The sequence below is a fragment of the Calothrix anomala FACHB-343 genome, assembly GCF_014696435.1.
Taxonomy (GTDB): Bacteria; Cyanobacteriota; Cyanobacteriia; order Cyanobacteriales; family Nostocaceae; genus Aulosira; species Aulosira anomala_A.
The window spans coordinates 1-24,673 of record NZ_JACJQG010000023.1 but is presented as its reverse complement, the minus strand read 5'-3'; the positions used below and the strand labels follow the sequence as shown (position 1 = coordinate 24,673).

General features: G+C 39.1%; 21 protein-coding genes. 11 read left to right on the top strand and 10 right to left on the bottom strand.

Annotation, left to right across the window (positions count from 1 at the left end; genetic code table 11):
• Positions 1 to 21: 21 nt before the first annotated feature.
• Positions 22 to 1,386, bottom strand: a complete 1,365-nt coding sequence (locus H6G08_RS14885) for a hypothetical protein (RefSeq protein WP_190543832.1) — start codon at positions 1,384 to 1,386, stop codon at positions 22 to 24.
• A 377-nt stretch (positions 1,387 to 1,763) separates the two neighbouring features.
• Between H6G08_RS14885 and H6G08_RS14880 the strand changes: the two genes are divergently transcribed.
• From H6G08_RS14880 to H6G08_RS14870, 3 genes are all read left to right on the top strand, one after another.
• Complete coding sequence (locus H6G08_RS14880) at positions 1,764 to 3,839, top strand: thioredoxin domain-containing protein (protein ID WP_190543829.1); 2,076 nt, start codon at positions 1,764 to 1,766, stop codon at positions 3,837 to 3,839.
• Positions 3,840 to 3,889: 50 nt separating this feature from the next.
• Positions 3,890 to 4,519, top strand: a complete 630-nt coding sequence (locus H6G08_RS14875; protein WP_190544025.1) for a molybdenum cofactor guanylyltransferase — start codon at positions 3,890 to 3,892, stop codon at positions 4,517 to 4,519.
• A gap of 607 nt (positions 4,520 to 5,126) precedes the next feature.
• A complete protein-coding gene (locus H6G08_RS14870; RefSeq protein ID WP_190544021.1) occupies positions 5,127 to 6,029 on the top strand; it encodes an ABC transporter substrate-binding protein in 903 nt (300 codons plus the stop codon).
• A gap of 119 nt (positions 6,030 to 6,148) precedes the next feature.
• Here the strand turns inward: H6G08_RS14870 and H6G08_RS14865 are convergent, their stop codons facing one another.
• From H6G08_RS14865 to H6G08_RS14835, 7 genes are all read right to left on the bottom strand, one after another.
• Entirely contained in the window at positions 6,149 to 7,093 is a 945-nt protein-coding gene (locus H6G08_RS14865; protein WP_190544019.1) for an FTR1 family iron permease, read from the bottom strand.
• Positions 7,094 to 7,265: 172 nt separating this feature from the next.
• Positions 7,266 to 7,700: a ferritin-like domain-containing protein gene (locus tag H6G08_RS14860; RefSeq protein ID WP_190543826.1), complete on the bottom strand. Its 435-nt coding sequence runs from the start codon at positions 7,698 to 7,700 to the stop codon at positions 7,266 to 7,268.
• A gap of 172 nt (positions 7,701 to 7,872) precedes the next feature.
• The gene (locus H6G08_RS14855; protein WP_190544016.1) at positions 7,873 to 8,907 is read right to left on the bottom strand and encodes a ComEA family DNA-binding protein; all 1,035 of its coding nucleotides are present in this window, start codon (positions 8,905 to 8,907) and stop codon (positions 7,873 to 7,875) included.
• Between the two features lie 401 nt (positions 8,908 to 9,308).
• Positions 9,309 to 9,548, bottom strand: a complete 240-nt coding sequence (locus tag H6G08_RS14850) for a hypothetical protein (RefSeq protein ID WP_190543824.1) — start codon at positions 9,546 to 9,548, stop codon at positions 9,309 to 9,311.
• A gap of 104 nt (positions 9,549 to 9,652) precedes the next feature.
• The gene (locus tag H6G08_RS14845; RefSeq protein ID WP_199322585.1) at positions 9,653 to 10,126 is read right to left on the bottom strand and encodes a hypothetical protein; all 474 of its coding nucleotides are present in this window, start codon (positions 10,124 to 10,126) and stop codon (positions 9,653 to 9,655) included.
• 52 nt (positions 10,127 to 10,178) lie between these two features.
• Complete coding sequence (locus H6G08_RS14840; RefSeq protein ID WP_199322583.1) at positions 10,179 to 10,796, bottom strand: hypothetical protein; 618 nt, start codon at positions 10,794 to 10,796, stop codon at positions 10,179 to 10,181.
• A 715-nt stretch (positions 10,797 to 11,511) separates the two neighbouring features.
• The gene (locus H6G08_RS14835) at positions 11,512 to 12,504 is read right to left on the bottom strand and encodes a multicopper oxidase domain-containing protein (RefSeq protein ID WP_190543821.1); all 993 of its coding nucleotides are present in this window, start codon (positions 12,502 to 12,504) and stop codon (positions 11,512 to 11,514) included.
• Positions 12,505 to 13,430: 926 nt separating this feature from the next.
• Between H6G08_RS14835 and H6G08_RS14830 the strand changes: the two genes are divergently transcribed.
• The 7 genes from H6G08_RS14830 to H6G08_RS14800 all read left to right on the top strand — a co-directional run bounded on the left by H6G08_RS14830 (position 13,431) and on the right by H6G08_RS14800 (position 19,845).
• Positions 13,431 to 14,354 carry an energy-coupling factor ABC transporter permease gene (locus H6G08_RS14830; RefSeq protein ID WP_190543819.1) on the top strand — a complete coding sequence of 308 codons (924 nt, stop codon included), beginning with the start codon at positions 13,431 to 13,433 and terminating at the stop codon, positions 14,352 to 14,354.
• A complete protein-coding gene (locus H6G08_RS14825) occupies positions 14,347 to 15,006 on the top strand; it encodes an energy-coupling factor transporter transmembrane component T family protein (protein WP_190543815.1) in 660 nt (219 codons plus the stop codon). The genes H6G08_RS14830 and H6G08_RS14825 overlap by 8 nt, the downstream gene beginning before the upstream one ends.
• Positions 15,007 to 15,037: 31 nt before the next feature.
• Positions 15,038 to 15,802 carry an energy-coupling factor ABC transporter ATP-binding protein gene (locus H6G08_RS14820; RefSeq protein ID WP_190543812.1) on the top strand — a complete coding sequence of 255 codons (765 nt, stop codon included), beginning with the start codon at positions 15,038 to 15,040 and terminating at the stop codon, positions 15,800 to 15,802.
• A 178-nt stretch (positions 15,803 to 15,980) separates the two neighbouring features.
• Positions 15,981 to 16,460 carry a hypothetical protein gene (locus tag H6G08_RS14815; protein WP_190543810.1) on the top strand — a complete coding sequence of 160 codons (480 nt, stop codon included), beginning with the start codon at positions 15,981 to 15,983 and terminating at the stop codon, positions 16,458 to 16,460.
• 293 nt (positions 16,461 to 16,753) lie between these two features.
• Complete coding sequence (locus H6G08_RS14810) at positions 16,754 to 17,413, top strand: DUF1361 domain-containing protein (RefSeq protein ID WP_190543807.1); 660 nt, start codon at positions 16,754 to 16,756, stop codon at positions 17,411 to 17,413.
• A 390-nt stretch (positions 17,414 to 17,803) separates the two neighbouring features.
• Complete coding sequence (locus H6G08_RS14805) at positions 17,804 to 18,976, top strand: baeRF3 domain-containing protein (RefSeq protein ID WP_190543804.1); 1,173 nt, start codon at positions 17,804 to 17,806, stop codon at positions 18,974 to 18,976.
• 50 nt (positions 18,977 to 19,026) lie between these two features.
• The gene (locus tag H6G08_RS14800; protein ID WP_190543801.1) at positions 19,027 to 19,845 is read left to right on the top strand and encodes a hypothetical protein; all 819 of its coding nucleotides are present in this window, start codon (positions 19,027 to 19,029) and stop codon (positions 19,843 to 19,845) included.
• Positions 19,846 to 19,963: 118 nt separating this feature from the next.
• On the opposite strand, the gene H6G08_RS14795 is transcribed toward H6G08_RS14800, so the two are convergent.
• Positions 19,964 to 22,342, bottom strand: a complete 2,379-nt coding sequence (locus tag H6G08_RS14795; RefSeq protein ID WP_190543798.1) for a putative PEP-binding protein — start codon at positions 22,340 to 22,342, stop codon at positions 19,964 to 19,966.
• Positions 22,343 to 23,266: 924 nt separating this feature from the next.
• On the opposite strand from H6G08_RS14795, the gene H6G08_RS14790 reads away from it, so the two are divergent.
• On the top strand, positions 23,267 to 23,704 hold the full coding sequence (locus H6G08_RS14790) for an MgtC/SapB family protein (RefSeq protein WP_190543795.1): 438 nt from the start codon (positions 23,267 to 23,269) through the stop codon (positions 23,702 to 23,704).
• On the opposite strand, the gene H6G08_RS14785 is transcribed toward H6G08_RS14790, so the two are convergent.
• Entirely contained in the window at positions 23,705 to 24,160 is a 456-nt protein-coding gene (locus H6G08_RS14785) for a hypothetical protein (protein WP_242046163.1), read from the bottom strand.
• Between the last annotated feature and the right edge of the window lie 513 nt (positions 24,161 to 24,673).

Sequence of the window (24,673 nt, the reverse complement as noted above, 5' to 3'; positions counted from 1 at the left end):
TAAGCTCTACTTCTTCAATAATCAATCATTTTTTTGTATCCAAAACTCTGGATTAAACATCCTAGATAGAAATCGGCTAAAATACTCTCGATTGTTTAATATGTTTATCGCATAATTTGGAATACCATCATATATAGGATGTTTAAATCCTGGTGTTTTTGCTGTAGCTTCATAATCTATACTTGTTACATCGCAATATATTTCTCTGACTAATCCTGTTGTTATAATATCAAAATTCTTACAATAACTATCTTCCATCAAACTTTTCTGATAACTTTCCCATGTCATACAAGCATGATTAATTGAAATTTTTGAACCTTTGTAATCTTGATTAACTCGTTTAACTACATTTAGACCAATTCTAAATAGATGTGAGTTCCAGAGGTCATACAAATTAGAAAGATAGTTATATTCTTTATGAATATTTTTTGCACTTTTATTCAGACCAGGTAAAATATTGGTAATTTGAAAATTTTTTCTATTTAGCATTTGTGAAATGTTATTTTCTAAATAATTATTTTCCTTTATGTACCAGTAAGTATTGCCTATAATGTAGGGATTTAAAGCTGCTATTATCATTGAGTTAGGGAAAGGGAAAGCTTTATAAAGTTCTGGCCATACTTGAGAGCAATAGACAAAACCATGAAGTCCTTGAGCTTCCATTATTTGTGCTGTCAAAACAGAAACTCGATTAAAATTTGCAATTACCCAATCTGAAGGATCTTTATTAGGTTCATTCCAAAATTCTGGAATATATTCCCAAGCTATTTTTACCAAGCTAAAGTTTTTATGATCAAAAGCAACTCCTGTAATTTTTGATAAATCTTCTGAGGAAGGAATCCAAGGTTTTAGGCGTAAAGTTTCAATATTATCTTCGTCCGTAAAGTAAGGAATTAATGCATAAATAGGTCTTCTATCAAAAACAAGAGTATGTATTACAGACTCTCTAGTTATTCTTGCTTCCATTGGAGCAATGAGAACAGAATAAATATCTTCTTTGCACGTAGTAGGAAAAGCTGTAGTTATATGGTTGGAATATGCCAAAAGTTCGCTAAATGCTTGCCTTTCTGTTTGAACATTTTTCTTTAGCTCAATAATGGCGAATATTGGTTCATCTATGGATGCCCCTAAAAAATCTGCTCTTAATGTAGAATCTAGTTCCTTATCTAAAGGTACTTCACAACCAATTAACTCTATTGTACGAACATTTTTATCAATTCTTGAAAGACGATTATATATATGATTCTGAATCACAGAATTTGGAGTAATATCAGATAGATCATCAGCAAATAAATATGGCTCAGAAATTTCTGCTATATCAATCAATTCTGTCCATGTATCTCGCTGTTTCCATATATGTTCTTGAATTTGTTTTTCAGAAAGCATTAGTTAAAAATTTCCTCCAAATTTTATATGTTTAGTTATATCAGCTTGGCGGTTCGATAAATTAAGCTTTTTGGTAATTTTTGCGTAAGTTCTATATCATTAGGAGTCTAAAAAGTGGGGCAAATGCAAATTGATAAGAGAAACTAAATCTCGTCTATCCTTAAGAACTTGAGTTTTTTACCAAAGTTTGGCGATTGCTTATTTCGTTGTAAAGGGATTTTACATGACGGTTATGAATCAACGTTCTGCTTTGCTTAATTTTACGATGATTACAGGAACAATTCAGTTCGTCAGGTTTTGCTGGTAAATATTGACTGCTGCACTCAGGCTGTGGAGCGATAGACTGGGCAAAGAAGGTAACTAACTCCCATCAGATCATGACTAACCGTCTTGTTGAAGCAAAAAGTCTCTATCTGCGCAAACACGCTGAAAATCCAATTGATTGGTGGCCTTGGTGTGATGAAGCACTAGCGACTGCAAGGGAAAAAAATCTGCCGATATTTCTTTCTATTGGGTACTCTAGTTGTCACTGGTGTACTGTCATGGAAGGTGAGGCTTTTTCTGACTTGACTATTGCTGAGTACATGAATGCTAATTTCTTACCCATCAAAGTAGATAGGGAAGAAAGACCGGATATTGATAGCATTTACATGCAAGCTTTGCAAATGATGAGCGGTCAAGGGGGATGGCCGTTAAATGTGTTTCTTTCTCCAGACGATTTAGTACCATTTTACGCTGGTACTTATTTCCCATTGGAGCCGCGTTATGGTCGTCCAGGGTTTTTACAAGTGCTGCAAGCGCTACGGCGTTATTACGATACAGAAAAAGATGATTTGCAGCAACGCAAAGCTGCAATGGTGGAAGCATTACTGACATCGGCTGTATTAAAAGATGGTACGGCGGCTGATGTTGCAGAACAGGAATTACTCCGCAAAGCTTGGGAAACTTGCACAGCGATACTGACGCCTAATCAATCTGGTAATAGTTTCCCAATGATTCCCTATGGGGAATTGGTATCGCGTTTAAATCGGTTTAATTTTTCTTCTCGCTATGATGGTACACAAGTTGTTACTCAGCGAGGACTAGATTTAGCGTTGGGTGGAATTTACGATCATGTGGGTGGTGGTTTTCACCGTTATACTGTTGACCCGACTTGGACAGTACCCCATTTTGAAAAGATGCTCTACGATAACGGGCAAATTGTCGAGTATTTGGCAAATTTATGGAGTGTGGGAGTACAGGAACCAGCTTTTGAAAGAGCGATCGCTAAAACTGTACAATGGCTCAAAAGAGAAATGACTGCACCTGAAGGTTATTTCTATGCAGCTCAAGATGCTGATAGTTTCATTGACCCCTCAGCCGCAGAACCAGAAGAAGGTGCTTTTTACGTTTGGAGTTACAGCGAACTCTCACAAATACTCGCCCATGAAGAACTCGCTGAATTACAAAAGCAATTTACTATCACTCTTAGCGGTAATTTTGAAAGTCAGAATGTGTTGCAACGGCTACAAGCTGGACAACTGAGTGAAACTGTAGAAGTTGCTCTAGATAAGCTATTTGCTGAACGCTACGGAAATACACCTGAGTCGCTCGATACTTTCCCGCCAGCACGTGATAATCAAGAAGCGAAAACTTATAACTGGCCGGGACGGATTCCTTCAGTCACAGATACAAAGATGATTGTGGCTTGGAATAGCTTGATGATTTCTGGTTTAGCTAGGGCGGCGGTTGTCTTTCAAGAATTATCATATTTAGAACTTGCAGCCAAAGCGGCAAACTTTATTTTGGCGCATCAATTTGTCGATGGGCGTTTTCATCGACTCAATTATGACCAGCAACCCCATATTTTAGCCCAGTCTGAAGATTACGCCTTTTTTATTAAGGCGCTGCTAGATTTACACCAAGCTTCCCTGGGGATGGGAGATATAGCTTCCGCTTCATTGTGGCAAGAAAAAGCGATCGCGCTGCAAGATGAATTTAACGAATTTCTTTGGAGTGTAGAATTAGGTGGCTACTATAATGCCGCAATTGACGCTAGCCAAGATTTAATCGTCCGCGAACGCAGCTATGTAGATAATGCTACACCCTCAGCCAACGGAATTGCGATCGCTAATCTTGTCCGTCTTACCCTACTCACCGACAATCTGCATTATCTCAATTTAGCCGAGCAAGGTTTAAAAGCCTTTAAGACTGTCATGGCTCGTTCGCCACAAGCTTGTCCCAGTTTATTTACGGCTTTAGATTGGTATCGAAACTCAACCATTATTCGTAGTAATACTGAACAAATTAAGTCACTAATGCCCAAATACTTGCCGACTGTAGTATTTGCCTCTGTATCAAATTTACCAGAAAACACTATAGGCTTAGTTTGCCAGGGTTTAAAATGTCTTGCACCAGCACAAAGCATTGAACAATTATGGCAACAAGTACAGCAAAGCCAGAGTAGGGGATGAAGGAAAGCGGACAAGGGGGACAAGGGGGACAAGGGGGACAAGGAGGACAAATGAAAATTGTACAGACGCGATTCATCGCGTCTCTGACAAATAACCAATTAACAGCCATCGTTTTAGCAGGTGGGCAAAGTTCGCGGATGGGTGAAGATAAAGCCCTGATTCCCATACAAGGAATACCAATGCTACAGCGCGTTTGCAGCATTGCTCAAGCTTGTGCTGATACCGTTTATGTAGTCACTCCCTGGCCAGAACGCTATCAACACCTACTTTTACCAGGTTGTCAATTTATCCCAGAAACCCCCATATCCCCCTCATCCTCCTCCCACGGGCCACTAGTGGGATTCTCTCAAGGACTGGCGCAAGTACAAACCGACTGGGTGCTGTTGCTGGCTTGCGATTTGCCTAATTTAAAAGTTGAGGTATTACAGGAATGGATCGCTAGACTTGATACTGTGGGAGATGATGCGATCGCAGCTTTGGCTCATCATGCTAAAGGCTGGGAACCTTTGTGTGGTTTTTATCGCCGTCGCTGTTTACCCCAACTTTTAGAGTTTATCAATCAAGGCGGGCGATCGTTTCAACAATGGCTGAAACAACATTCTGTGCAAGTTTTACCTGTCCTTGAACCAGAAATGTTATTTAACTGTAATACACCAGAAGATTTAGCTGGTAATGAATAAACTTTATCCCAACCTTATACAAAGGTTAAAGAAATCAATGCACTTACTTTCGTAACTTTAAGGTTACTTAATAAATCCCCGATATGCTTTTGGACAAACACTTATACCAATTTGAAGAATGATCGCTACAAATGTAGGTTGGGTTGAGGAACGAAACCCAACATCCCAAAGCCTTGTATATGTTGGGTTTCACTTCGTTCAACCCAACCTACGTATCTGTCTTAATAAATCCCCAATACGCTTTTCTACGAAGACTTATATTTCTGTCTAAGAAATAACATTTTTTAAGACAATGTCAATGGAAAATTAAAATTTCAGTGAATTATTGATAAAGGAGAAAATATCGCAAAAAATCTTATAAGTTTTCAAAAAAATATTTTTTGGCTGTAATATTTTAGGAATTATTACTATATATTAAATATAGGATTTCTCAATAAGCCTTGTATAGTTCCGAGCGAGTAACGCAGTCATCATCTGATTCATAGATTTTGGCTAGTGATTATACTCGCTTTTTTCTTGTAAAGAATTGTATAATATGAAAATTTGCCAGAAATCAGATCATTTTGTGCAGAGATTTTTATCTATACAATTCATCAAGGATTTTGATATGCTGCGTCGTTGGCTATTACCTGTTTTCGGAGTTTTATTAACTATATTAATTGCTGCTTGTGACAACGCAACTATTCAGCAGCCATTAACAAATTCACCGATAAACCCCAATTCTCAGGAAGTAGCAAAAGCACCTGCGAAAAGAGTCGTGGCTCTCTCTTCCCTAGCAGCTGATATTATTTACCAACTCGATGCAACAAAGCTAGTAGGGATTACTGGAAGTAGATTATTTAAAAATGATGCAAGATTCGCTAATATTCCGCGTGTGAGTGAAGGACAAACTCCACCTAATTTAGAGAAAATTATTGCTTTAAAGCCAGATTTAGTGATTGGTGCAGAAGGTTTTTCTAATCAACCTATTCAAAAACTCAAGGATTTAAAAATTCCTACTCTTCTTACCCAAGTTAAAAATTGGGAAGCTCTAGAAAAGTTAACTCAACAATTAGCCGAGTTAATTAATGCCGATCCTCAACCTTTATTAAACCGCTACAAAGATTTTTTAGCAACTAAATCAAATCAAAGTCCTTCGACTTTAGTGTTGGTAAGCCGACAACCAATATTAGCACCGAATAAAAATAGTTGGGCTGGGGATTTATTAGCAAAGTTTCAAGCGAAAAACTTGGTAGCTGAACTCCAAGGAACAAGTCCCATAGGTGGTTATGTAACCCTATCAGCCGAGAAGGTTTTAGAAGCAAATCCAGATATTTTAATAGTAGTTAATAATGCAGATCCTCAACTTTTAGATTCTTTAAAAAAGGAAGCGTTTTGGCAAAAACTTCAAGCTACTCAAAATAACCGAGTTTATACTTTTGATTATTATGGGCTAGTGAATCCAGGTAGTATTAATGCAATAGAAAAAGCTTGTCAGCAATTAACGCAGGTTTTATCTACAAAATCATGAATTGAGGGCTTTTTTCAGCCTTCAATCTAAAATCCAAAATCTAAAATCTAAAATATTAATGGTGCGTTAGCCTGCGGCATAACACACCCTACTTATGCTACTTATGCTTATTTTAAAATTTAGGCAATGGGTTTGATATTTTTTGTTTGAGTAGAAGAATTACCAGTGATACTGCGGAAATAAGCACCGCCAACTGTTAGTAAAAATGTTAAGTAACTGACTGCTTGTACCAGATAAAGATGTTCTCTGTAGCCAAACAAAGTTTTGAAAATCACACCAGGGAATTGTTCATCGGGTAGGATTTTATCTGTATTCCAAACCATTGGGCCTAAAATACAAGAATGAATTTTAGTAAAGCGCTCGTAATAAAAACACAGACTTTCAGTAGCGCGACTACTTAAAGCTAAGTTGGCGACAGCTTCGTCAAAATGTTTTAACGCCGAAACTACTAAACCAGCTACGATCAAAACTAATAAAATACCCATTACTTGAAAGAATTGGCGAATATTAATTTTGATACCCCATTTAAATAACATAACGCCAATGGCGATCGCAGTTACTAAACCACCAATAGCACCTAAAGCGGGCATAAATCCTTGTTGAAAATTAGCCGCAATAAATAAAACCGTTTCAAAACCTTCGCGAACTACTGCAATTAAAATTAAGCTAAAAACACCCCAACCTGCATTTGATTTTTGTGTCAGCGCTTCTGTAACTGCTCCCTCAACAGCAGCTTTCATCGATTTGGCTTGTTGAGTCATCCAGATTAACATCCAGCTGAGCATGATAATCGCTAATACACTGAAAACACCTTCGAGCATTGGCTCAACGACAGAGGTGTATTGAGGATTAATTTTGCCTAAAGCTTGAATTATCCAGCCGAAAAGTACGCCAATGAGCGCACTAATAGCAATCCCAACACCAACACCAGCATATACCCAAGAATTGAGTCGAGATTGTTTGCCTTTTTTGAGTAAAGCCAGCACAATCCCAACCACAAGGGCTGCTTCTACTCCTTCTCGGAGTGTAATTACAAACGTAGGTAAAGCAGTACTAAAATCCATTTTTAATAGTCCAACGTCAACAGTCAACAGTCAACAGTCAACAGTCAGTAGGGGCGGGTTTATTGAGAATATTCATTGATCAGTGAGCATATTTGTGAACCCGCCCGTACAGTTGTCAACAGTCAACAGTCACAATATAGACCATTGACCATTGACTTTTGACTAATGACTATTAACTAAAATCACGTAACATTTTTTTCAATTCCAGATTATGCATCTCTTCTTGACCTATCATGCCACGGGCGAACTCTTCTAAATAGATACTGGCATTAGTGACAGTTTCTAGCAGAGCTTTATACAAATCCAACGCCTTTTTTTCATGAGATAAACTTTCAGCCAAAATATCTTTGACTGAATGTTGGTAAGTTTCCTCCATTGGCGCAATTCTTAGGGAAGGATGGCCCTCTAAACCTGTTAAAATCTCTCCTACTTGTTGAGCGTGGAGTAAAGATTCACTAGCTTGGGCTTTAAAAAAAGCCACGATGGGAATGCGGTTAGGGCCAGTTACCATCAAGGAATAATGGGTATAGCGGACTACACCTGCTAGTTCAAATTCCATGATGGCGTTTAATAAATCGACAGTCTTTTTGTGGTCAAGCTCTTGCATCAGTTGTTAAGTTTAGCAAAGGTTAGGAATGTAGAGTAATGAGAAATAAGTTAAGGATGATACTTTTTTGCAGTGTTAAAAGTTACGAAGATTTTAACTTTTAGCTCCTAACTGTTTTCTCATTATTAACTTATTTTAAACTCCTGTTTCCATCTCTAGTCCAGGCCAATTATTATTGTTGTGCTTGGGTGCTAGTTTTATCGATAATTTTTTGAGAGTTTTGCTCAATAGTTTTTACCAGTTTGGTGACTTCTTCTGGGGTTTTGACTGGTGTAGCAGGTGGAATAGCCGCAGGCCAAACTTTCAGTAAGTCAGCAAAACTGGCTTCAATGGCTTTATTTGCTTCGGGATTGGTTTGTGCTATTTGGCTAGCAATTCCTTTGTACAAGTCATTAGCGTAGACAACAAAGCCACGGGAGTCTTGATATTCAATTGCAGCAGCTATTTTACCATCAGCGATCGCAGCTCCATATTCTGAGTTAGCTGCATCTAACAATCCGTTAATCACTTGCAGCACAAATCCAGGTTTTGTCCGTTGCGCTTCTGGTAAAGCCGCGATCGCGCCGTCAACTGATTGCACTGAAGCGGTAAAATCAGTTTTAACTTTGGCATTCTTGGGATTAGATTTGACCAAATCTTGCAAACTCACCAAAGTAGTCTTAAATTCTTTGACTTTGCGCTCGTTGAGTTGCTCTTCCACATCGACATAAATCTCTTCCACCGGATGTCCAATATGGGGTTCGGCTTGTTTGGGCTGATTTTGATCTAAAAGTTCTTGGGCGACTAAAAGATGTCCTTTCATTAAGCCCAGTTTTGTCATGTAATCAACATCTTTAGGCTCACCTGTAAGCACAACCTCTTGCACAGTTACTGCATCTTTAATTTTGTCAAACTGTTCTTGAGTAATGACTTTCTTGCTAACTAAATCTTCTGGGCTAGCGTATGGTCGATTAGCCTGAATTTTATTAGATAATGCTGGAACGCCTAACTGTGCCTCAAATTTATCCAACTCCGACAAAATCGCAGTATTAATGTTAATTTTCGCTTTCCCACCGTGATTGCTGTGAGTTGTTGTTTCAGCTACCTGAGCGCTAGAGTTAGCAGATGGTGTAGCTGGATTTTCTGCTGTGGGTGTACTGTTACAGGAACTTAAACTAACTATGGCAGCAGCAGCAATAGTGAGACAGATATAGCGATATTTTATCATTTGTGCTTTGGTGATGATTTTGGTGGATGGCAATTGCCACATCTCAAACTACAAGCAGTAGTTTCCTTCGACAATTTGTCATAGATTGTACTTTCACATATAATGCAACTATTTATCAACTAGGTACAAAATATTAACTAGAATTTAATAATTTTTCTAATTTATTTATGTGACTTGATTTAACTATATCAACCAGAAAAATGCATTTAAACGCCTAAATTAGCTATTACCAGGGATAAGACTGTTAGTAAAGTAGTTAAAAACATTGAGATTTGATAGCAAAAACTATCTGGGTATTATTGCCAATAGTCAAGAGTACACAGTCAATGTCTAGAATTTATAACTATGGACTTTTGACCATTGACGATTAACAATCCTAGAGTCAATGCGAGAACAAGAGTTTACTTCACAGATTGAGAATTTTGATTGTTAGCTGGAGCCAGTGAGGTATAGGAAGATACAGGTCTTTGTGGCTCATCCCAGGATAGGGATTTTAAAGCTGCATTACCATACTTATGGCTTTGACTGACTCGCAAGCAAGCAATGGGAAAAGTCAGACCAAATAATACCAAAACACTCACCATCGCCAAAACATAATGGTGTAATTGGCGAATTTGTTGGTTGTATTTTTGTGTGTGCATATTTTCATTCCTCCTAGAGTTTGATCAATTAACAAATCAGAAAAGCTGGTGAAAATTCTCTTTTTTGGATAATAGAATTTTCTCCAATTACCGCAAACTGCTGCTTATGTTGGCATTAAAGGTAAATAAGGGAATAAAGGATGCCAATTCATTACAGTTGCAGCTACCAAAAAGCAAAATAAGCAGAAAAATATAGTTCTCGCTTTAATCTGTTTATCTTGCCAAAGCTTACTGAGGATTAACCAGCTAACTAACCAGCCAATTAAAAGCACAGTTTCTTTACCAGCGTAGCTGCCAATTTCACCATATAACGGATTAGCATTGTGGCTACCTGGTATCCAATCTCCCAGACTCCAAATAATTTTTTCCCAAGGTTTGAAAGCCGATGTAATGTGTTGCCCAACCATTAAAATAAAGCAACCAAATGCTGCGCTAATTAATGCTGCTGCCGCCGGGCCGGAAACAGTGGGAGATGTTTGAGAACCTGCTGAAAGTCCTTTAGGAAAGGTTTTTAAGCGGTTCCAAAACTTGACATATAGGGGCAGTGTTTGAGAATCTTGCGATAATTTATGAACCATTAGTTATAACCTCCTAATGGATAATTAAGTGGGATATTCACGTGAAATATATTTACAAAGTATGGATTCTGGCGACGTTTAATCCACTCACAAAACCGCCAATTGCAAAGAACATCATTGCCATTAAAGCAACGCAAGTGGCATTGAGGACTACACGATTCTTTTTATCTAAAATTGAGTCGCCATACTTCCACAAAATCCAGGTACAAGCTACTCCCAAAGGAAATGTAAATAACACTGTAAATTCATGGTATTCCATGAAAAGGTAATGAACTAAAGGTGTATTTTTAGTTAACCAAGCGCGGGCACCACCTATAGGTGCGCGGTAACGCATATACACCCAATTACCTGAAGCAATTGCCATAAAAGATAGGCAGGTAGCCCAAAAAGTTAGAGTCCGCATTTGGGGTAAAATTTTGCCTACTCCTCGCAGTAAAGGAAATGCCATATGTCCGGCATAAGCAATGACAACTACTGCTAATAAGGCTGCTGTTCCATGTATCGCACCCATATAACGTTGCCAAGGGCTAGGGCTAAGTAAATTAACTAACGGTAAAAACAGGAATAAACCCGCAGATAAGATACTCAACCCGTAAATACAAATTGTGGCGATATCTAATTGTTTAGGTAAATCGCCGGTAACGGAATCAGCGTTTGTGTTGAATGTCATCAGGAAACCTCAACTTAGAAATACTCGCAGGAATTTTTAGCGATATCGATGCGATCGCTAAAAAAGCTAAACTTATAACACTAAATATTTAGTGCCTAAATTTTTATGTCCTAAATACTTGTGAATATGTATCACAAGGCACTTTGATCGCATCAAAAATTCGGGAAATAGATAGTTTCATGGGTAACTATCTTTCCTCAACAAGGTGACTATGCCTAAATAACTTGATTGCTGGCAGATATCCTAGCAATCACGGCAAATTCTCAACAGAATGATTTTGCGATCGCATACTTGCTAAGGGCGTGCAAATTAGCGGAGAATTTCGATATGCCCTGTTTCAAGCTTCTATGTTCTTTGCTTGATTGGAAATGTAGGCTGCACCAAAAACTTGTGGTAGGTTAGCTGTCTAGCTTTACCTAAACCTTATATTTATTGACTAATGTGAAGTCTTTATCAAGGATACCATACAAGATTCAGATTTTAATGTCAAATTTTATGCTTGAATTTGCACAAAGCCTAGTAGATACAACATTAAAGCCTGCAAAATTTATCTCATAAAGTATCATTTAGAGAAAATTTTTAAACATTAATCAAATTAAATTGAGTTTTTTCACGATCTGTAAATCACGTAACGCAAAATTGCGATTTCAGGTATAAATCGCCCATTTTTTGCCATTTTAAAAACGCTCGACCAAGGTAACATCTCTGCAATGTGTTATGAATTGATGACTTCAAAGACACCCATGCAACCGTTTTCTGCGATCGCATCTTGGTGGGGATGAAACATATACTTACCTGGATAGCGAAAGCTAAATTCCAGAATATGTCTTTCTGCCACACCCATCGTAATCACATCTGTTTTCTCGCTCGGAGTCAAAGTCATACCTGAACGATAAACATCAAAGAAGTTGGCATGAAGGTGAAATGTAACTGCTGGATCGTATTCAATAATATTCAGCACATACAACCGAATTAATTGATCCTTGTAAATGCGAATGGGATTGTCCATATAGTGATGGGGCAATCCATTGAATGCATAATACTCATTGTGGCTATCATCATTTACGTCATACCCAGCCATAACTAGGACAATTTCATCAGCTGGCGGGCGTGGCTTGGGTGGATCGATGATGAACATCCCATATAGCCCTTTAGCAATGTGACGAGTAACAGGCTCAATATGACAGTGATACAAATGAACCCCGTAAGGTTCAGCATCAAATTCATAAATTGTGGCACTACCGTTACTGACTGGGCGAATTCCATCCATATCGGCTGAATGCACGCCATGAAAATGTAAAGAGTGAGAATGTCCAGCTTTATTGAGAAAAAGTATCCTTACCCGTTCGCCTTGTTTAACCCTGAGTGTGGGCCCTGGTATATGCCCGTTTAAGTCCCAGATATTGTAGGAAACAGCACTATTTAGTTGAATCACGGAAGTTCCCGCAGTCAGCCTAAATTCGCGGATATTACGTCCATTTTCATGCTTTAGCGTCCCATAATCGAAATTTCTCAGCATCTTCATCGGTTGAGTTACGCCTTCAGATACCGCAATTTCTGTGGGTGGAACTTTGACAAGAGACTGGCTGTGATTTGCCATTTGCCAAAGCGCTGCTGCTCCGACTACGCCAGTGCCACCTAAACCCAGCTTTAGTAATTGACGACGGCTTAAAAGTTGTTCTTTTCCCAAAGCTAAGTTACTGGGCATGACATTAAACTGCTGTTAGCGCTAGAATATAATGTTGCAAACAATTTTCAATTACTTCTGTGTATATTAGTTGAATTAAAAATCATTGTCAATAATTCTTCTTTAGGAGATCTTCATAATTTATTTGTTAAGCTCATCCCACCCTGAAAACAAAGTAGGATTTCGCAGGCATTGGGCTTGTAAGTCTTCCCATGCCTGATGCTTTATGATCTACCACGGCGGGCAGCGAGGGGTTCATCCCACCCCCTTGAAAGAGTAAGCGTTATCGCCGAATTTACTTTGTGTAAAGAGAAAACTGAGTTAGAAAAACTTGTCAAAAATTCAGAGTCGATATCAAGGTGCGATCGCATCTAAATGGCTAAATTTTGTCACCCAATAAAAACTTTTATAAAGCTTTGTTGTGATATAAACTACGTTTGCATGATGTGATAATCAGCAGGTTAGTCCTGGCTGAAAAAAGGTAACGATTGAAGAATAATTTTTCTACCTTGACTGTGCTTGATTTGGGGAATATCTATTTTGTAAAGCAGGTTTTAGATTGCCTAACGATCGATAAAATATTGTGTTAACTTGCTGGCAAAATAGATAAATATCAAATGGATATGCTGCTGAAGATAGATAAATATAAATATTTACAACTAGTTATCTAGTCTATTGTGGATGAAATCATCTACATAACATCAATCAATAGAGTGTTTTTGGCAGATTTGATTAGTGAATTTAAAAACAACTTAATAAAACTCTACATAATAAAAAATAACTATATTAGTTATGCAATATTTTATTGTCAATCTACCGGAAGTATCACTATAAAATCCCCCAATAGGGCATTGTATAAAAGGTGGTTTTTCTGCTTTTTATTAATTTAATGCCGCAGATAAATTGAGTAATTTGTGTGAAGCAAAACATAACACACGGGGCACATCATGCATATTCCTGATGGATTTGTTTCTTTACCAGTTGCAGGAGCGACTGGTTTAGCGAGTACGGCAGCACTTTTTGTGGCTTTAGGGCGATCGCAAAATGCTTTTGGGATTCGTCGCGCTCCTATACTGGGTTTAACCACAGCCTTTATTTTTGCTGCCCAGATGGTAAACTTTCCCGTAGCAGGGGGTACAAGCGGTCACTTGTTAGGGGGAACCTTAGCCGCAGTAGTTTTAGGTAGCCCTTGGGCAGGGGCATTGTGTATTGCTACAGTCTTAATTATCCAAGCTGTGCTATTTGCCGATGGTGGAATTACAGCCTTAGGCGCAAATATTTTAAACATGGCCTTTATTGGCGTTTGGGTTGGTTGGGGGTTAACTAACACTCTGCAACGGCTATTTGGCGGTTCTAAAGGGCGTTTACCCTTAGCTGCGGGGATTGCTGCTGGTGTAAGTGTGGTAGTTGCAGCTTTAGCCTGCGCTCTTGAGCTAGCCCTTTCAGGAACAGCACCCGCCGCTATAGTTTTAGGAGCCATGACAGGAACTCATATTCTCATTGGTATTGGTGAAGGATTAATTACTGGAGGTGTATTAATTTACCTTGCCAAGCAAAGGCCAGATTTGTTACCAGGGGAACAACAGCAATTTCGCGGCTGGGTAGTGCCAGTTGTGAGCATTGTTCTCGTGGCGGGTGTATTATCACTATTTGCCTCAGCTTGGCCTGATGGTTTGGAAAGGGTAGCCGAAAATTTAGGCTTTATCGACTTAAGCGAAAAAGTACGAGTAATTGTACCCACACCTTTAGCCGATTATGGCATTCAGGGATTGGGAACCATTGGTACGAGTATTGCGGGTTTGGTAGGTGCGGCTGTTTGCTTTGCTGTCGCCTTTGGGATTGCTAAGGTAGTGAAACCGAATAATGCTTAGAATTTCCTTAACCTTACGCTTACAAATAGCGCTGATTATTGTGATTGGGGCAGCTTTATTAAAGCATCATGCTTGGTATAACTTGGGTGCTTATGGAGCGATCGCTCTTTTATGGGCTTGGGTGTTACAGGTAAAGCTTCCCCAGTTAGGAAAATTACTCGGTACAGAGTTAATCTTCCTCTCATTTTTAGCTTTGCCCTTGGGATGGGAACGAGCTAGTTTTCTGCTAGTGCGTTCTTTTATCTGTTTAATTGTGATGAATAGTTTTTTGTTAACCTTACCCCCCCATAGTTTTGGTATAGCCCTCAAAAGCTTACCCGTACCGCTAGCCTTAAAGGAAAATTTGCTCTTAGCAGGTCAATACCTAGAAATTTTGCTATCAGAAGTCACGAGAATGCAGCGTAGCGCCCAATTACGGGGTTTAAATGGTACAACTGGCTGGTTGCGCTACACCAGTGCAGCCACCATTGGCGCTTTATATCTCCGTAGTTTAGATAGAGCCGAGCGCGTTTATACCGCAATGGTAGTTCGGGGTTACAACGGACAATTACCAATAGACTCAACATTAAAACCAAAAGAGCGTGTGGCTGTATTCATAGCAGGTGCGATCGCGGCTTGTTTAACCATCAGTTCTTACCAGTTAACTCAGTAAGAACGCAGTTGTGCATTTTGAGTTGTAAATTTTGAAATCATTAACATCTAATCCCCAATCTTCAATTCATCATCCCCACGCAGCTGTGGTGGAGGTGCAAAACTTGGTGTACACCTACGCCAATCAAGAGCCTGTATTGCGCGAAATTTCCTTTACATTACAACCAGGCGATCGCGTGGCGTTAATGGGTGCAACTGGTTCTGGTAAAAGCACCTTACTAGAAAATCTCATCGGCTTAAAACAACCACAAAGCGGGAAAATTTCCATTAATGGCATTCCCGTAGAATCTCAAACTCTGTCTCAAATCCGCCGTCATATTGGTTTTACCTTCCAAGATGCCAACGATCAATTATTTATGCCGACTATCTTAGAAGATATTACCTTCGGCCCGCGCAATTACGGCGTACCACCAGCTTTAGCCATAGATAGAGCCAGAGAATTATTAGCTGATTTTGGACTAGAAGCTTACGCCAACCGTTCAGCCCATGAACTTTCTGGAGGACAAAGACGCCTAGCAGCTTTAGCGTCAATTTTAGCTTTAGAGCCGAGCATTTTGATTTTAGATGAGCCAACTAACGGTTTAGATCCTTATTGGCGGCGGCACTTGGCGCAAGTATTATTAAATTTGCCCGTGCAAGTAATGTTAATTGCTTCCCATGACCTCAATTGGTTAGGTAAAGTAACTCAACGTGCATTGGTACTTTCCGGAGGACGAATTCCCATAGATCGACATATCCAGCCACTTTTACAAGATGGAGAAACTTTAGAAAGGCTCGGCTTGCCAGTAGGTTGGTAGAGAGGCAGAGAGACAAGGGAGACAAATGACAATTGTAGAGACGCGATTCATCGCGTCTTTGCCTTTGCCCAATACCCAATGCCCCATGCCCCATGCCCAATGCCCAATACCCAAACTCACTACAAAATTCCAGAATTGTTAGATACTATGGTTGGAATTTTCATACTGGTGAGTTTTCATGTCTGTTGCGCGGAAAAATAATCTTATTGCTGTGATGAGCCTGAGTATTGCTTTAGCGATCGCTGGTTGCAATGAAAATAAAGCCTCTCAATGTCAGCGATTGGTTCAGGCTGTGAATGAAGGTAATTCTCTGATTGACAAAAATAAAGGGCAGCAGGTTACTACAAGCATACAACTATCTAAAGATTTAGAAGCTGTTACCAAGTCTATAGAAGAATTGAAGCTCAAAGATCCGAAGTTACAAGAATACCAAAGTCGGTTTGCCAAGAATTTTAAGAGTTTGAGTCAAGCGATCGCCAAAGCTGCTAGAGCTTTAAACACAGCTAAAACTGCTGAAGCTACCCCATCAGGTAGAGAAAAACTGGAAAAGGCTAGAGCCGAGATTGATACAGCACTAACAGCCGTAAGCAAAACCGCCGGTAAGGACGCTGATAAGTTAGTTGGCCAGCTAAATAAATACTGTAACGAACCAGAGTAAGTATTTTATCAGTAAGATTGATCGCTTACTTTTGCTTTTAAAGTTCACAGATTTGCCCGCCAAGATTTTCTCGCTATACTAGTAAATTAGCCTGTTGAAGTAACAAATGAGAGAGTAGCAATTATTGCTCTGGGTAGGAACGTAAAAATTTTGTATCAAGTCTAGGTAAATACATTTTATTGAATAGTCACAAAAATACATTTCCTGACACCTGGATTGATAGCTGTTCAGTAAAATTACCTGGAAGCATTTTAGAGACAACCTAAATCAATCACACCATTGTGAGTCAGCTTATGAAAGCGGAATTGATTGAATTAATGAACAGATTATTCCAAGTCTTACAAATCAATATGAGATGGATGACTTGGAACCTTTTTCTAGCTTTTATACCCTTAGCCTTAAGTGTCTGGCTGTTTCGGAAAAATCGCCGCAGGTCTTGGGTTTGGTGGCTGGGATTAATAGTTTTCTATGCGTTTTTACCGAATGCACCCTATCTACTTACCGATGTAATTCATCTGATAGATGATATTCGCACAATTCAATCAATATGGGTTATTACTTTAATATTAATTCCCCTTTATCTATTAGTAATTCTAGCGGGTTTTCAAGCTTACGTTATATCTTTAATTAATTTAGGTAATTATTTACACTTAATTGGTAAAAGCCAATGGATTTTTAGAGTTGAGTTAATTACTCATATCCTCTCAGCTATAGGTATTTACTGGGGACGATTTTTACGTTTCAATAGCTGGGATTTCATCACCCAGCCAGATGCGGTATTAACTAAGGGAGTAGAAGAACTTCTAGGAAAACAGCCTTTAGTAATTATTGCTATTACCTTTATTATCCTGACAGCGTTGCACGCAATTATGAAACGTGTAACTTTAGGATGGGTTCGCAAACCCCAACCAGAAGCACCCGTCAATTCTCAACAAGCAAAAAATGGATCGTAGATGGTTGACGGTTGACTGTTGACGGTTGACTAATGACTAATCACTAATCACTAGTAATACCAATTCCAGAAAAAAATGAGACAGATGTGTAGGTTGGGTTGAACGGAGTGAAACCCAACAATTACAGGACTTTGAGTGTTGGGTTTCGTTCCTCAACCCAACCTACATCCACTTGACTGTTGACTGTTAATCAATGCCCAATGCCCAATGCCCAATGCCCAATGATTAGTAAGTCCAAAGAAAGATGAAACTTTACCCTCCTTGACGTGAAATAAATCCAGATTCATTGTTTTTGCTGTTCAATTCCACATCAAAAAACATCTCATCAGAACTTTAAATATTTTGTGTTGATTCTGATGTTTCTGGTCGCGTTGCTAGGAGGGATATTTTATGCAATTAATTTCTAGAGAAGAAATCAAGCCACTTTTACAACAGCCAAAGGGTAATTGTGTGTCAATTTATATGCCAATTCACCCCGCAGGGCCAGAAGTGCGACAAGACCCGATTCGCTTTAAGAATTTAATTAAGGAAGCAGAAGCATATTTAATTGACGCAGGTTTGGAAGCACAAGAAGCAACTGCGCTATTGCAGCCAGCAATTAATCTTGATAACCAAGAATTTTGGGAACAAATGGGAGATTTGGGATTAGCAATCTTTATTTCTCAAGAATTTTTTCGTTACTATTCTTTGCCATTTAATTTTCAAGAGTTGGTTGTCGTCACAGATAGATTTCACATCAAACCATTGTTACCGATTTTAAATGGTAATGGACGTTTCTACATTTTGGCTTTAAGTCAACAAGATGTGAGGTTTTTTGAGGGAACTCACTATACGATTAACGAGGTAGAAGTAGAAAATTTACCAAAAAGTTTAGCAGATGCTCTCAATCAAGATGAAACTGCTAAAGAGGGTCAGTTTCGCATTGCTACATCTAAAGGTGGAACTGCGAATTCTTTTGTCCAACCAGGTGCATTTCACGGACAGGGAAGTCCAGATAGAGACCAGCATCAAGAAGAAATTCGCCAATTCTTTTACATAATTGATCGAGCATTGCAGGAAAAGCTGCGAGAAGAAACAGCGCCTTTGGTATTGGCTGGAGTAGAGTATCTTTTACCTTTATACAAACAGGCGAATACTTATCAGCATTTAATGGCAGAAGGTATCACTGGAAATCCAGAAATTCTCAGCGCTCAAGATTTACACGATCGCGCTTGGCCAATTGTTGAGGCTGATTTCCAAAAGTCACAGCAAGAATTTCTGGAACGATTCCATCAACTCTTTGGTGGCGATTCAGGTAAAGCTACCAACGACCTCAAAAAAATCATCCCGGCTGCTTATTTTCAACGAATAGATTCATTGCTGGTTGCTGTCGGACAACAGCAATGGGGTTTGTTTGACCCCAGTTCAGAAGCCGTGTATTTACATGAAGATAAAGAAACTGGCGATGAGGATTTGTTAGATTTAGCCGCAACTCATACCTTATTAAATGGCGGTACTGTTTACGCTGTTCCACCGGAACAAATACCTTTTAGCACACCAGTTGCCGCAATTTTCCGATATTGATGACTATGATGGTGTTGTAAAAATCAGTCTGAATATATACAACACCCATAATGAATTTTATTCGTCAGTTTCGGAATCCATCTTTAATCGGTTTAGCTTTTATGAGTGCTGTAGCGCTATTTACTCAAGCTGCTACAGCCGAAACAATTACTGGTAAGTCAGGAAATGTACAGGCACAAATTTCCTATGACAAACCGGAAGAATTTCAATATAAAAATGTGCGGTTACAAATTACTCGTGCTGGTAAAAGGATTTTGGAGCAAAAGTTACCCCAAGATAGTGAATATGACCGCCCTATCGGGGAGTTTGACGCACAGAAAAATCAAATACCAGTGCGAGATTTAGATGGTAACAAAGAACCGGAAGTAATTGCCGATTTCTTTACAGGGGGAGCGCACTGCTGTCTTTATTCCTTAATTTACCGTTATGACAGTAAATCTCAGCAATACAAACAAATTCGTCATGAATGGGGTAATGCTGGTTACCAACTCAAAGATGTAGACAAAGACGGAATCCCAGAATTTAACAGCCGCGACGATCGCTTTGCTTACGCTTTTAGTTCCTACGCTGCTTCTGGCTACCCACTGCAAATTTGGCAATATCGTCAAGGAAAGATGGTTGATGTTACCCGCCGCTATCCCAAGTTAATCGCCAGCAATACTAAAGAACTATGGCAAACTTACCAGGAAATTCGCCAACAAGGCGACGACGGTAAAGGATTTTTGGCGGCTTATTTAGCCAGTAAATATATGCTAGGTCAAGGACAAGACGGTTGGCGACAAGTGCAACAGGCTTATAAAAAAAGCGATCGCGCTCAATTTTTCACCGACCTCCGCAAGTTTTTACGAGAAACAGGGTATATAAAATAGTGGGCATGGGGCAGAAAAAGTCAAAAGTCAAAAGTCAAAAGTCAAAAATATTTCTGAATGCGTGAATTTTGAATTGATTTTGTCCCCCTTGTCCTCCTTGTCCTCCTTGTCCTTTTCCTTATCCTCCTCTCAACTGTCGCCTTGCGGCTTCTAAAATCAGGCGATGTTCTGCACGAGCGATCGCGTGATATGTTCGCTCTACTGCTTCAGGTTCTACGGAAATGGCTGTAATTCCCCATTGCACTAAGCGGTCAATGATTTCGGGATACAATACTGGCGCTTGACCGCAGATTGTACAAGGAATACCCGCATCTTTGGACATTTCGATTAGTTGAGCGATCGCACTCATTACTGCTGGCTGAAGTTCATTAAATCTTCTGGCTAGTTGTTCTTGCTCTCGATCTACTCCTAGCAGCAGTTGGGTAAGATCGTTACTACCAATAGAAATCCCGGCGACGCCTGCTTTGACATATTCTGGTAGCAGAAATAACACGCTGGGAACTTCTGCCATAATCCAGAGTTGAAACTGGGGTAATTGAGTTAATCCAGCTTGCACAACTTTTTGCTGACATAAAGAAAATTCTTCGACGCTGCGGACAAAGGGTAACATCAGATTGACGTTGCTGTATCCGGCTTTTTGCACATTAGCTAAAGCGGCTAATTCTAACTCGAAAATTGCCGGATTAAGTAAATAGCTAAATATTCCGCGATCGCCTAAGACGGCTTGTGATGTAGATTGATGTTCTTGGGTAGCGGATGGTAATTCGTGCGATCGCCAATCTAAGGAGCGATACAATACTGTTCGCGGTGCAAAGCCACAAGCAAATTGTATAATCTCCTCAGTCCAAAGTTCTAATAATTCTGTTTGTCTGCCATCGGCTAGCCAACTATTAGGGTGTTGTCCTTCTAGTACGGTTAACATCATCAGTTCGGAACGCAGTAATCCGACTCCATCCACAGGTAAACTTTTGACTTGCTCTATTAAGCTGCTTTGACTGAGGTTTAATAATAGCTGAGTACCAATTAGCGGTTGAGAAGGTATCCCAGAACTACGTAATGGTGGGGATTGCCAAGGATTAGAGATGGCATGATTATCATCGAAATCGATATTTTCTGCTGAACCGCTTTTTGCTACGATCCTTTCTAAAGTTATGTCTTCTCGCACTCGCGAAACTTCGCCGCGATCGCCATCTACCAGTAATCTTTCACCTGGTTGAATTAAGGCTGTAACATCTGTAGCGCTGACTACTGCGGGAATACCTAATTCTCTCGCGAGGATGGCTGCATGGCTAGTCAAGCCGCCTTTCTCTGTAATAATACCGATAACTTTCTGTAAAATTGGTAACCAGTCTGGCGTAATGGCTTTGGCAACTAAAATCACGCCTTGAGGTAGCTGTTCTGGTTTTAATTGGGAATTGGCAATTACATAGGCATTAGCTGTAACGCGCCCTCTAGCGGCTCCTATACCCTTAATAATTTGGACGTTGGGAATGGCTGATTGGGGGGCGCTAACTTGGGTGAGGTAGAGTTTGGGTACTGGGCTAACCTGAGAAATTGTCCATTCTATGTCAAATTCGCTACCTAGTTCGCTGACTAGCTGATTGCCCAACATAATGACTTGTTGTAGGTATTCGGCTTGTAAAGCGTACTGTTTTTGTTTGCTTTCTTCGAGTAAATAGGCGACTAGACAATGATTATCTAGAGTCAGTACTGATGGCGTGACTGGTTGCAAACTATCTTTATTTGCGGAATTTTCAATTCGATAAGCGAGGATTTTACTACCTAGTTGCTGCTCGATTAACTGCCCGGTTTCTGGGTGAATATAGTAAACATCGGGTAAAACTTCACCATTAGCGATCGCTACTCCTAATCCCCAAGTAGCGCTAATTTCCCAGCCAGAGGTATTTGCATGAAATAAACCGCTAGCGATCGCATTACGCACCGGCTGGATTAAAACTGCAAAATTGACTCTTTTTAGCTCAATTCCGGCTCGTTGCCAATATAGTAAACTTTTGGCGCGAAATAACTGACTCCAAGTGCGCTTTAACCCAGATGCGATCGCGTCTGGATTACAAGGACAAAAAACCGACTCTAGTAATCCTGAGATATTTCCCGCCTTAGTAGCGCTTGGTACCATTACCGTAGGGCGAAAAATTAGATAGTCGCTGTCCCATTCTCTCGCTGCTGAGAGAATTTTTCCTACCCAAGATAGTGGTACAGTAGCAGTCACAATTTCCTGGCGCAAACGACCGGCTACTTGTTGCAGCTGACGCCAATTATTTACATCCAAATACAACGAAGAATGGGGTAAGTCAGCAACTAATGATTCCGAGCTATTAAGATTTTCTAAAAATTGTTGCAAGACTTCTGCACCTACAACAAAACCAGGTACTACAGGATAGCCACGCTGCATGATTCGGCTCAAGTAAAACGCTTTATCACCTACCTTGGCGCGGTCTTGGAGTTTAATTTGGTCAAGCCAGTAGAGTTTGTCCACTCAATTTTGTTGTTCTCTGTTGTAATTCATTGGTTATGGTCACAGTAGTAACCATTTGTGCAAGAGTGAAAAAAGTTAATAATTAGTAGCCAAACAGCCAATAGTACTACAAGCAGAAATTTATATTTACTTTGTACCAGAGTTTCAGATATTGCCAATAGGTGGTTTATTGACGCATCATTCTGTGCTTGTTAAGCTAATGCCTATCTAAATTGCATAACTACTAATAAGGGCTGTCAACAGTCAACAGTCAACAGTCAACAGTCAACAGTCAACAGTCAACAGTCAACAGTCAACAGCCAACAGCCTTCACAATGGATTGTGCAACTTAAAAGCAGATTAGCTTATCTACCCTTATGTTTCTCTGACTGTGCGCCTGTGAAACCTGTAAACCAGCAGTTGTGCTGTACTTGTCTATTTTTAACCTATTTCAGTCACAACTGAATATTTATAGCCTGAGACAGCGAGCCGAAAAACCATACCAGAATTAGCTTATTGCTGAAATTGCTACCTCAGGTTAGTTCCTGAGTCTAATTAGCTGGCAAATGCATATTTTTATTTGATTCACGCCAGTTATACTCCTCAAATAGCGATCGTTGCTGCAAATCTTGACTGTATGCTTAAATATAGCAATTTACAGTAGAATATAATGTTTAAATTATTTATCGCCATTAAATAATCATAGCTACAGCTTTAAATTACTACCTTTAACCAATATCATAAATAGTAGTACTAGCAGAATTAAAATTATTTATCTGCGATATCCTCAAAGGTAATTCATAATTGGTAATTACCTGGTTAAGCATTGCTTATTAAGAGTTGCTGAGTTCTACTTTGTCAGTTCAACAACCAAGTTAAATAGCTATATAGAATTTAATTATTCATTATGCAAATATTTTTTATCACTAACTATTTTGATGCTGCATGAGCCTTAATTTGCAAAATATTCTCTTTAGATTGTGCATAGCGTTACTCACTGGCGCAATCATCGGCTTAGAACGACAACTAAGACACAAACCGGCTGGGTTGAGAACTCATATGTTAGTCAGTCTGGGTTCAGCTATTTATACTCTTATTCCTTTATCTACAGCCGGAATGAATCCCAGCGCTGATGCTTTAAGTCGAGTTATCCAAGGTATAGCTGCTGGTGTTGGTTTTCTGGGTGCGGGAGAGATTTTACGCCAATCTCCTAATGAATCACAAAGGACAGAAATTCATGGATTAACCTCAGCTGCGGCGGTTTGGGTTTCAGCAGCCTTGGGAATAGCCGCAGGTTGTGGTTTATGGGAATTGGGACTAATTGGTGCTGTGCTAACTTTTTTAGTACTTAATTTTTTCAAGAAATTAGAACGAATGAATTAGTTATTGTTTATTTTGGCAATTAAATAACTCTAAAGCTTTGGCAAAAATAGTTTCATCGGCTCTGGTTTGCAAAATCAATTTTGCTAAATTCACGAATTCCCAATCTGTCTGCATATCATTTTCAATTGTCTTACTCGCTGCATAAAAGCTGACATCGTTGTCATGCAGTTCATTAGTAGTGCCAGTTTGGAATTTTAATTTTTTACTATCCCAAGAGATAGCTTTACCGCGTAGCGTTAATTGAAACCATAATATTTCATCATTTTTTAATTCAAAGAACACATCAAAATATGGTTCTTCTCCTTGAAACCATAGTCTGGTGATTCCTGTATTTTGGGATTGCTTGAGTAACTTCTGTTCAATTTCTCGCAATGATGCCCCTAAAACTGCAATTTCATCTTTGTGGGCAATTTCGTTTTGTGAATACATATCTAAAATTTCCAGAGATTTACTCATGTTTATTAGTTTTGGGCAATAGGATTTACTCAATAATTAAAGAAAATTACTGCTTATTTTAAAGCAGTAATATCAGGAGAAAGCAAGGGTGAAAATATTAAATCTAATAAATAAAACAGTGAAAATTATTAAAGATTGCTAGTAAAGACTAAATTCCTCAGGAAAAAATCAATTCCTAAATTTTTACATTGCTTAATATAGTTAGTTTTTTTGCACCGCTTTACTTAATAGATAAGTAGGTTTATTAATCAGTAACGATTATCTTGAGAGAATAAAATTTTTATTTAACTTTCTCAATTAATATTCACAAAAATTACCCGCAATCCGGAAAAATATCCTGACTGCTAGTTGTGCGAGCCATAAAGTTTAGATAATCCGATTTTTTTATACCCAAGTGCAATCTAAACCTATCTTCCGCACCCAGAACTGTCACACCCAAAAAACCGGATAGATATAGTACATAAGAACTAGCTTCTAGTAGAGCTTATTCCAGCTAAATAAGAATAACTTCTA

What these genes read in the sequence shown, in the direction of transcription:
- H6G08_RS14875 (WP_190544025.1), top strand. Translation starts at nt 3,890, where the DNA reads ATGAAAATTGTACAGACGCGATTCATCGCGTCTCTGACAAATAACCAA.
- H6G08_RS14790 (WP_190543795.1), top strand. Translation starts at nt 23,267, where the DNA reads ATGAGCCTTAATTTGCAAAATATTCTCTTTAGATTGTGCATAGCGTTA.
- H6G08_RS14885 (WP_190543832.1), bottom strand. Translation starts at nt 1,386, where the DNA reads ATGCTTTCTGAAAAACAAATTCAAGAACATATATGGAAACAGCGAGAT.
- H6G08_RS14865 (WP_190544019.1), bottom strand. Translation starts at nt 7,093, where the DNA reads ATGGATTTTAGTACTGCTTTACCTACGTTTGTAATTACACTCCGAGAA.
- H6G08_RS14825 (WP_190543815.1), top strand. Translation starts at nt 14,347, where the DNA reads ATGCTTAGAATTTCCTTAACCTTACGCTTACAAATAGCGCTGATTATT.
- H6G08_RS14880 (WP_190543829.1), top strand. Translation starts at nt 1,764, where the DNA reads ATGACTAACCGTCTTGTTGAAGCAAAAAGTCTCTATCTGCGCAAACAC.
- H6G08_RS14815 (WP_190543810.1), top strand. Translation starts at nt 15,981, where the DNA reads ATGTCTGTTGCGCGGAAAAATAATCTTATTGCTGTGATGAGCCTGAGT.
- H6G08_RS14840 (WP_199322583.1), bottom strand. Translation starts at nt 10,796, where the DNA reads ATGACATTCAACACAAACGCTGATTCCGTTACCGGCGATTTACCTAAA.
- H6G08_RS14835 (WP_190543821.1), bottom strand. Translation starts at nt 12,504, where the DNA reads ATGCCCAGTAACTTAGCTTTGGGAAAAGAACAACTTTTAAGCCGTCGT.
- H6G08_RS14805 (WP_190543804.1), top strand. Translation starts at nt 17,804, where the DNA reads ATGCAATTAATTTCTAGAGAAGAAATCAAGCCACTTTTACAACAGCCA.
- H6G08_RS14800 (WP_190543801.1), top strand. Translation starts at nt 19,027, where the DNA reads ATGAATTTTATTCGTCAGTTTCGGAATCCATCTTTAATCGGTTTAGCT.
- H6G08_RS14845 (WP_199322585.1), bottom strand. Translation starts at nt 10,126, where the DNA reads ATGGTTCATAAATTATCGCAAGATTCTCAAACACTGCCCCTATATGTC.
- H6G08_RS14850 (WP_190543824.1), bottom strand. Translation starts at nt 9,548, where the DNA reads ATGCACACACAAAAATACAACCAACAAATTCGCCAATTACACCATTAT.
- H6G08_RS14870 (WP_190544021.1), top strand. Translation starts at nt 5,127, where the DNA reads ATGCTGCGTCGTTGGCTATTACCTGTTTTCGGAGTTTTATTAACTATA.
- H6G08_RS14855 (WP_190544016.1), bottom strand. Translation starts at nt 8,907, where the DNA reads ATGATAAAATATCGCTATATCTGTCTCACTATTGCTGCTGCTGCCATA.
- H6G08_RS14785 (WP_242046163.1), bottom strand. Translation starts at nt 24,160, where the DNA reads ATGAGTAAATCTCTGGAAATTTTAGATATGTATTCACAAAACGAAATT.
- H6G08_RS14860 (WP_190543826.1), bottom strand. Translation starts at nt 7,700, where the DNA reads ATGCAAGAGCTTGACCACAAAAAGACTGTCGATTTATTAAACGCCATC.
- H6G08_RS14830 (WP_190543819.1), top strand. Translation starts at nt 13,431, where the DNA reads ATGCATATTCCTGATGGATTTGTTTCTTTACCAGTTGCAGGAGCGACT.
- H6G08_RS14810 (WP_190543807.1), top strand. Translation starts at nt 16,754, where the DNA reads ATGAAAGCGGAATTGATTGAATTAATGAACAGATTATTCCAAGTCTTA.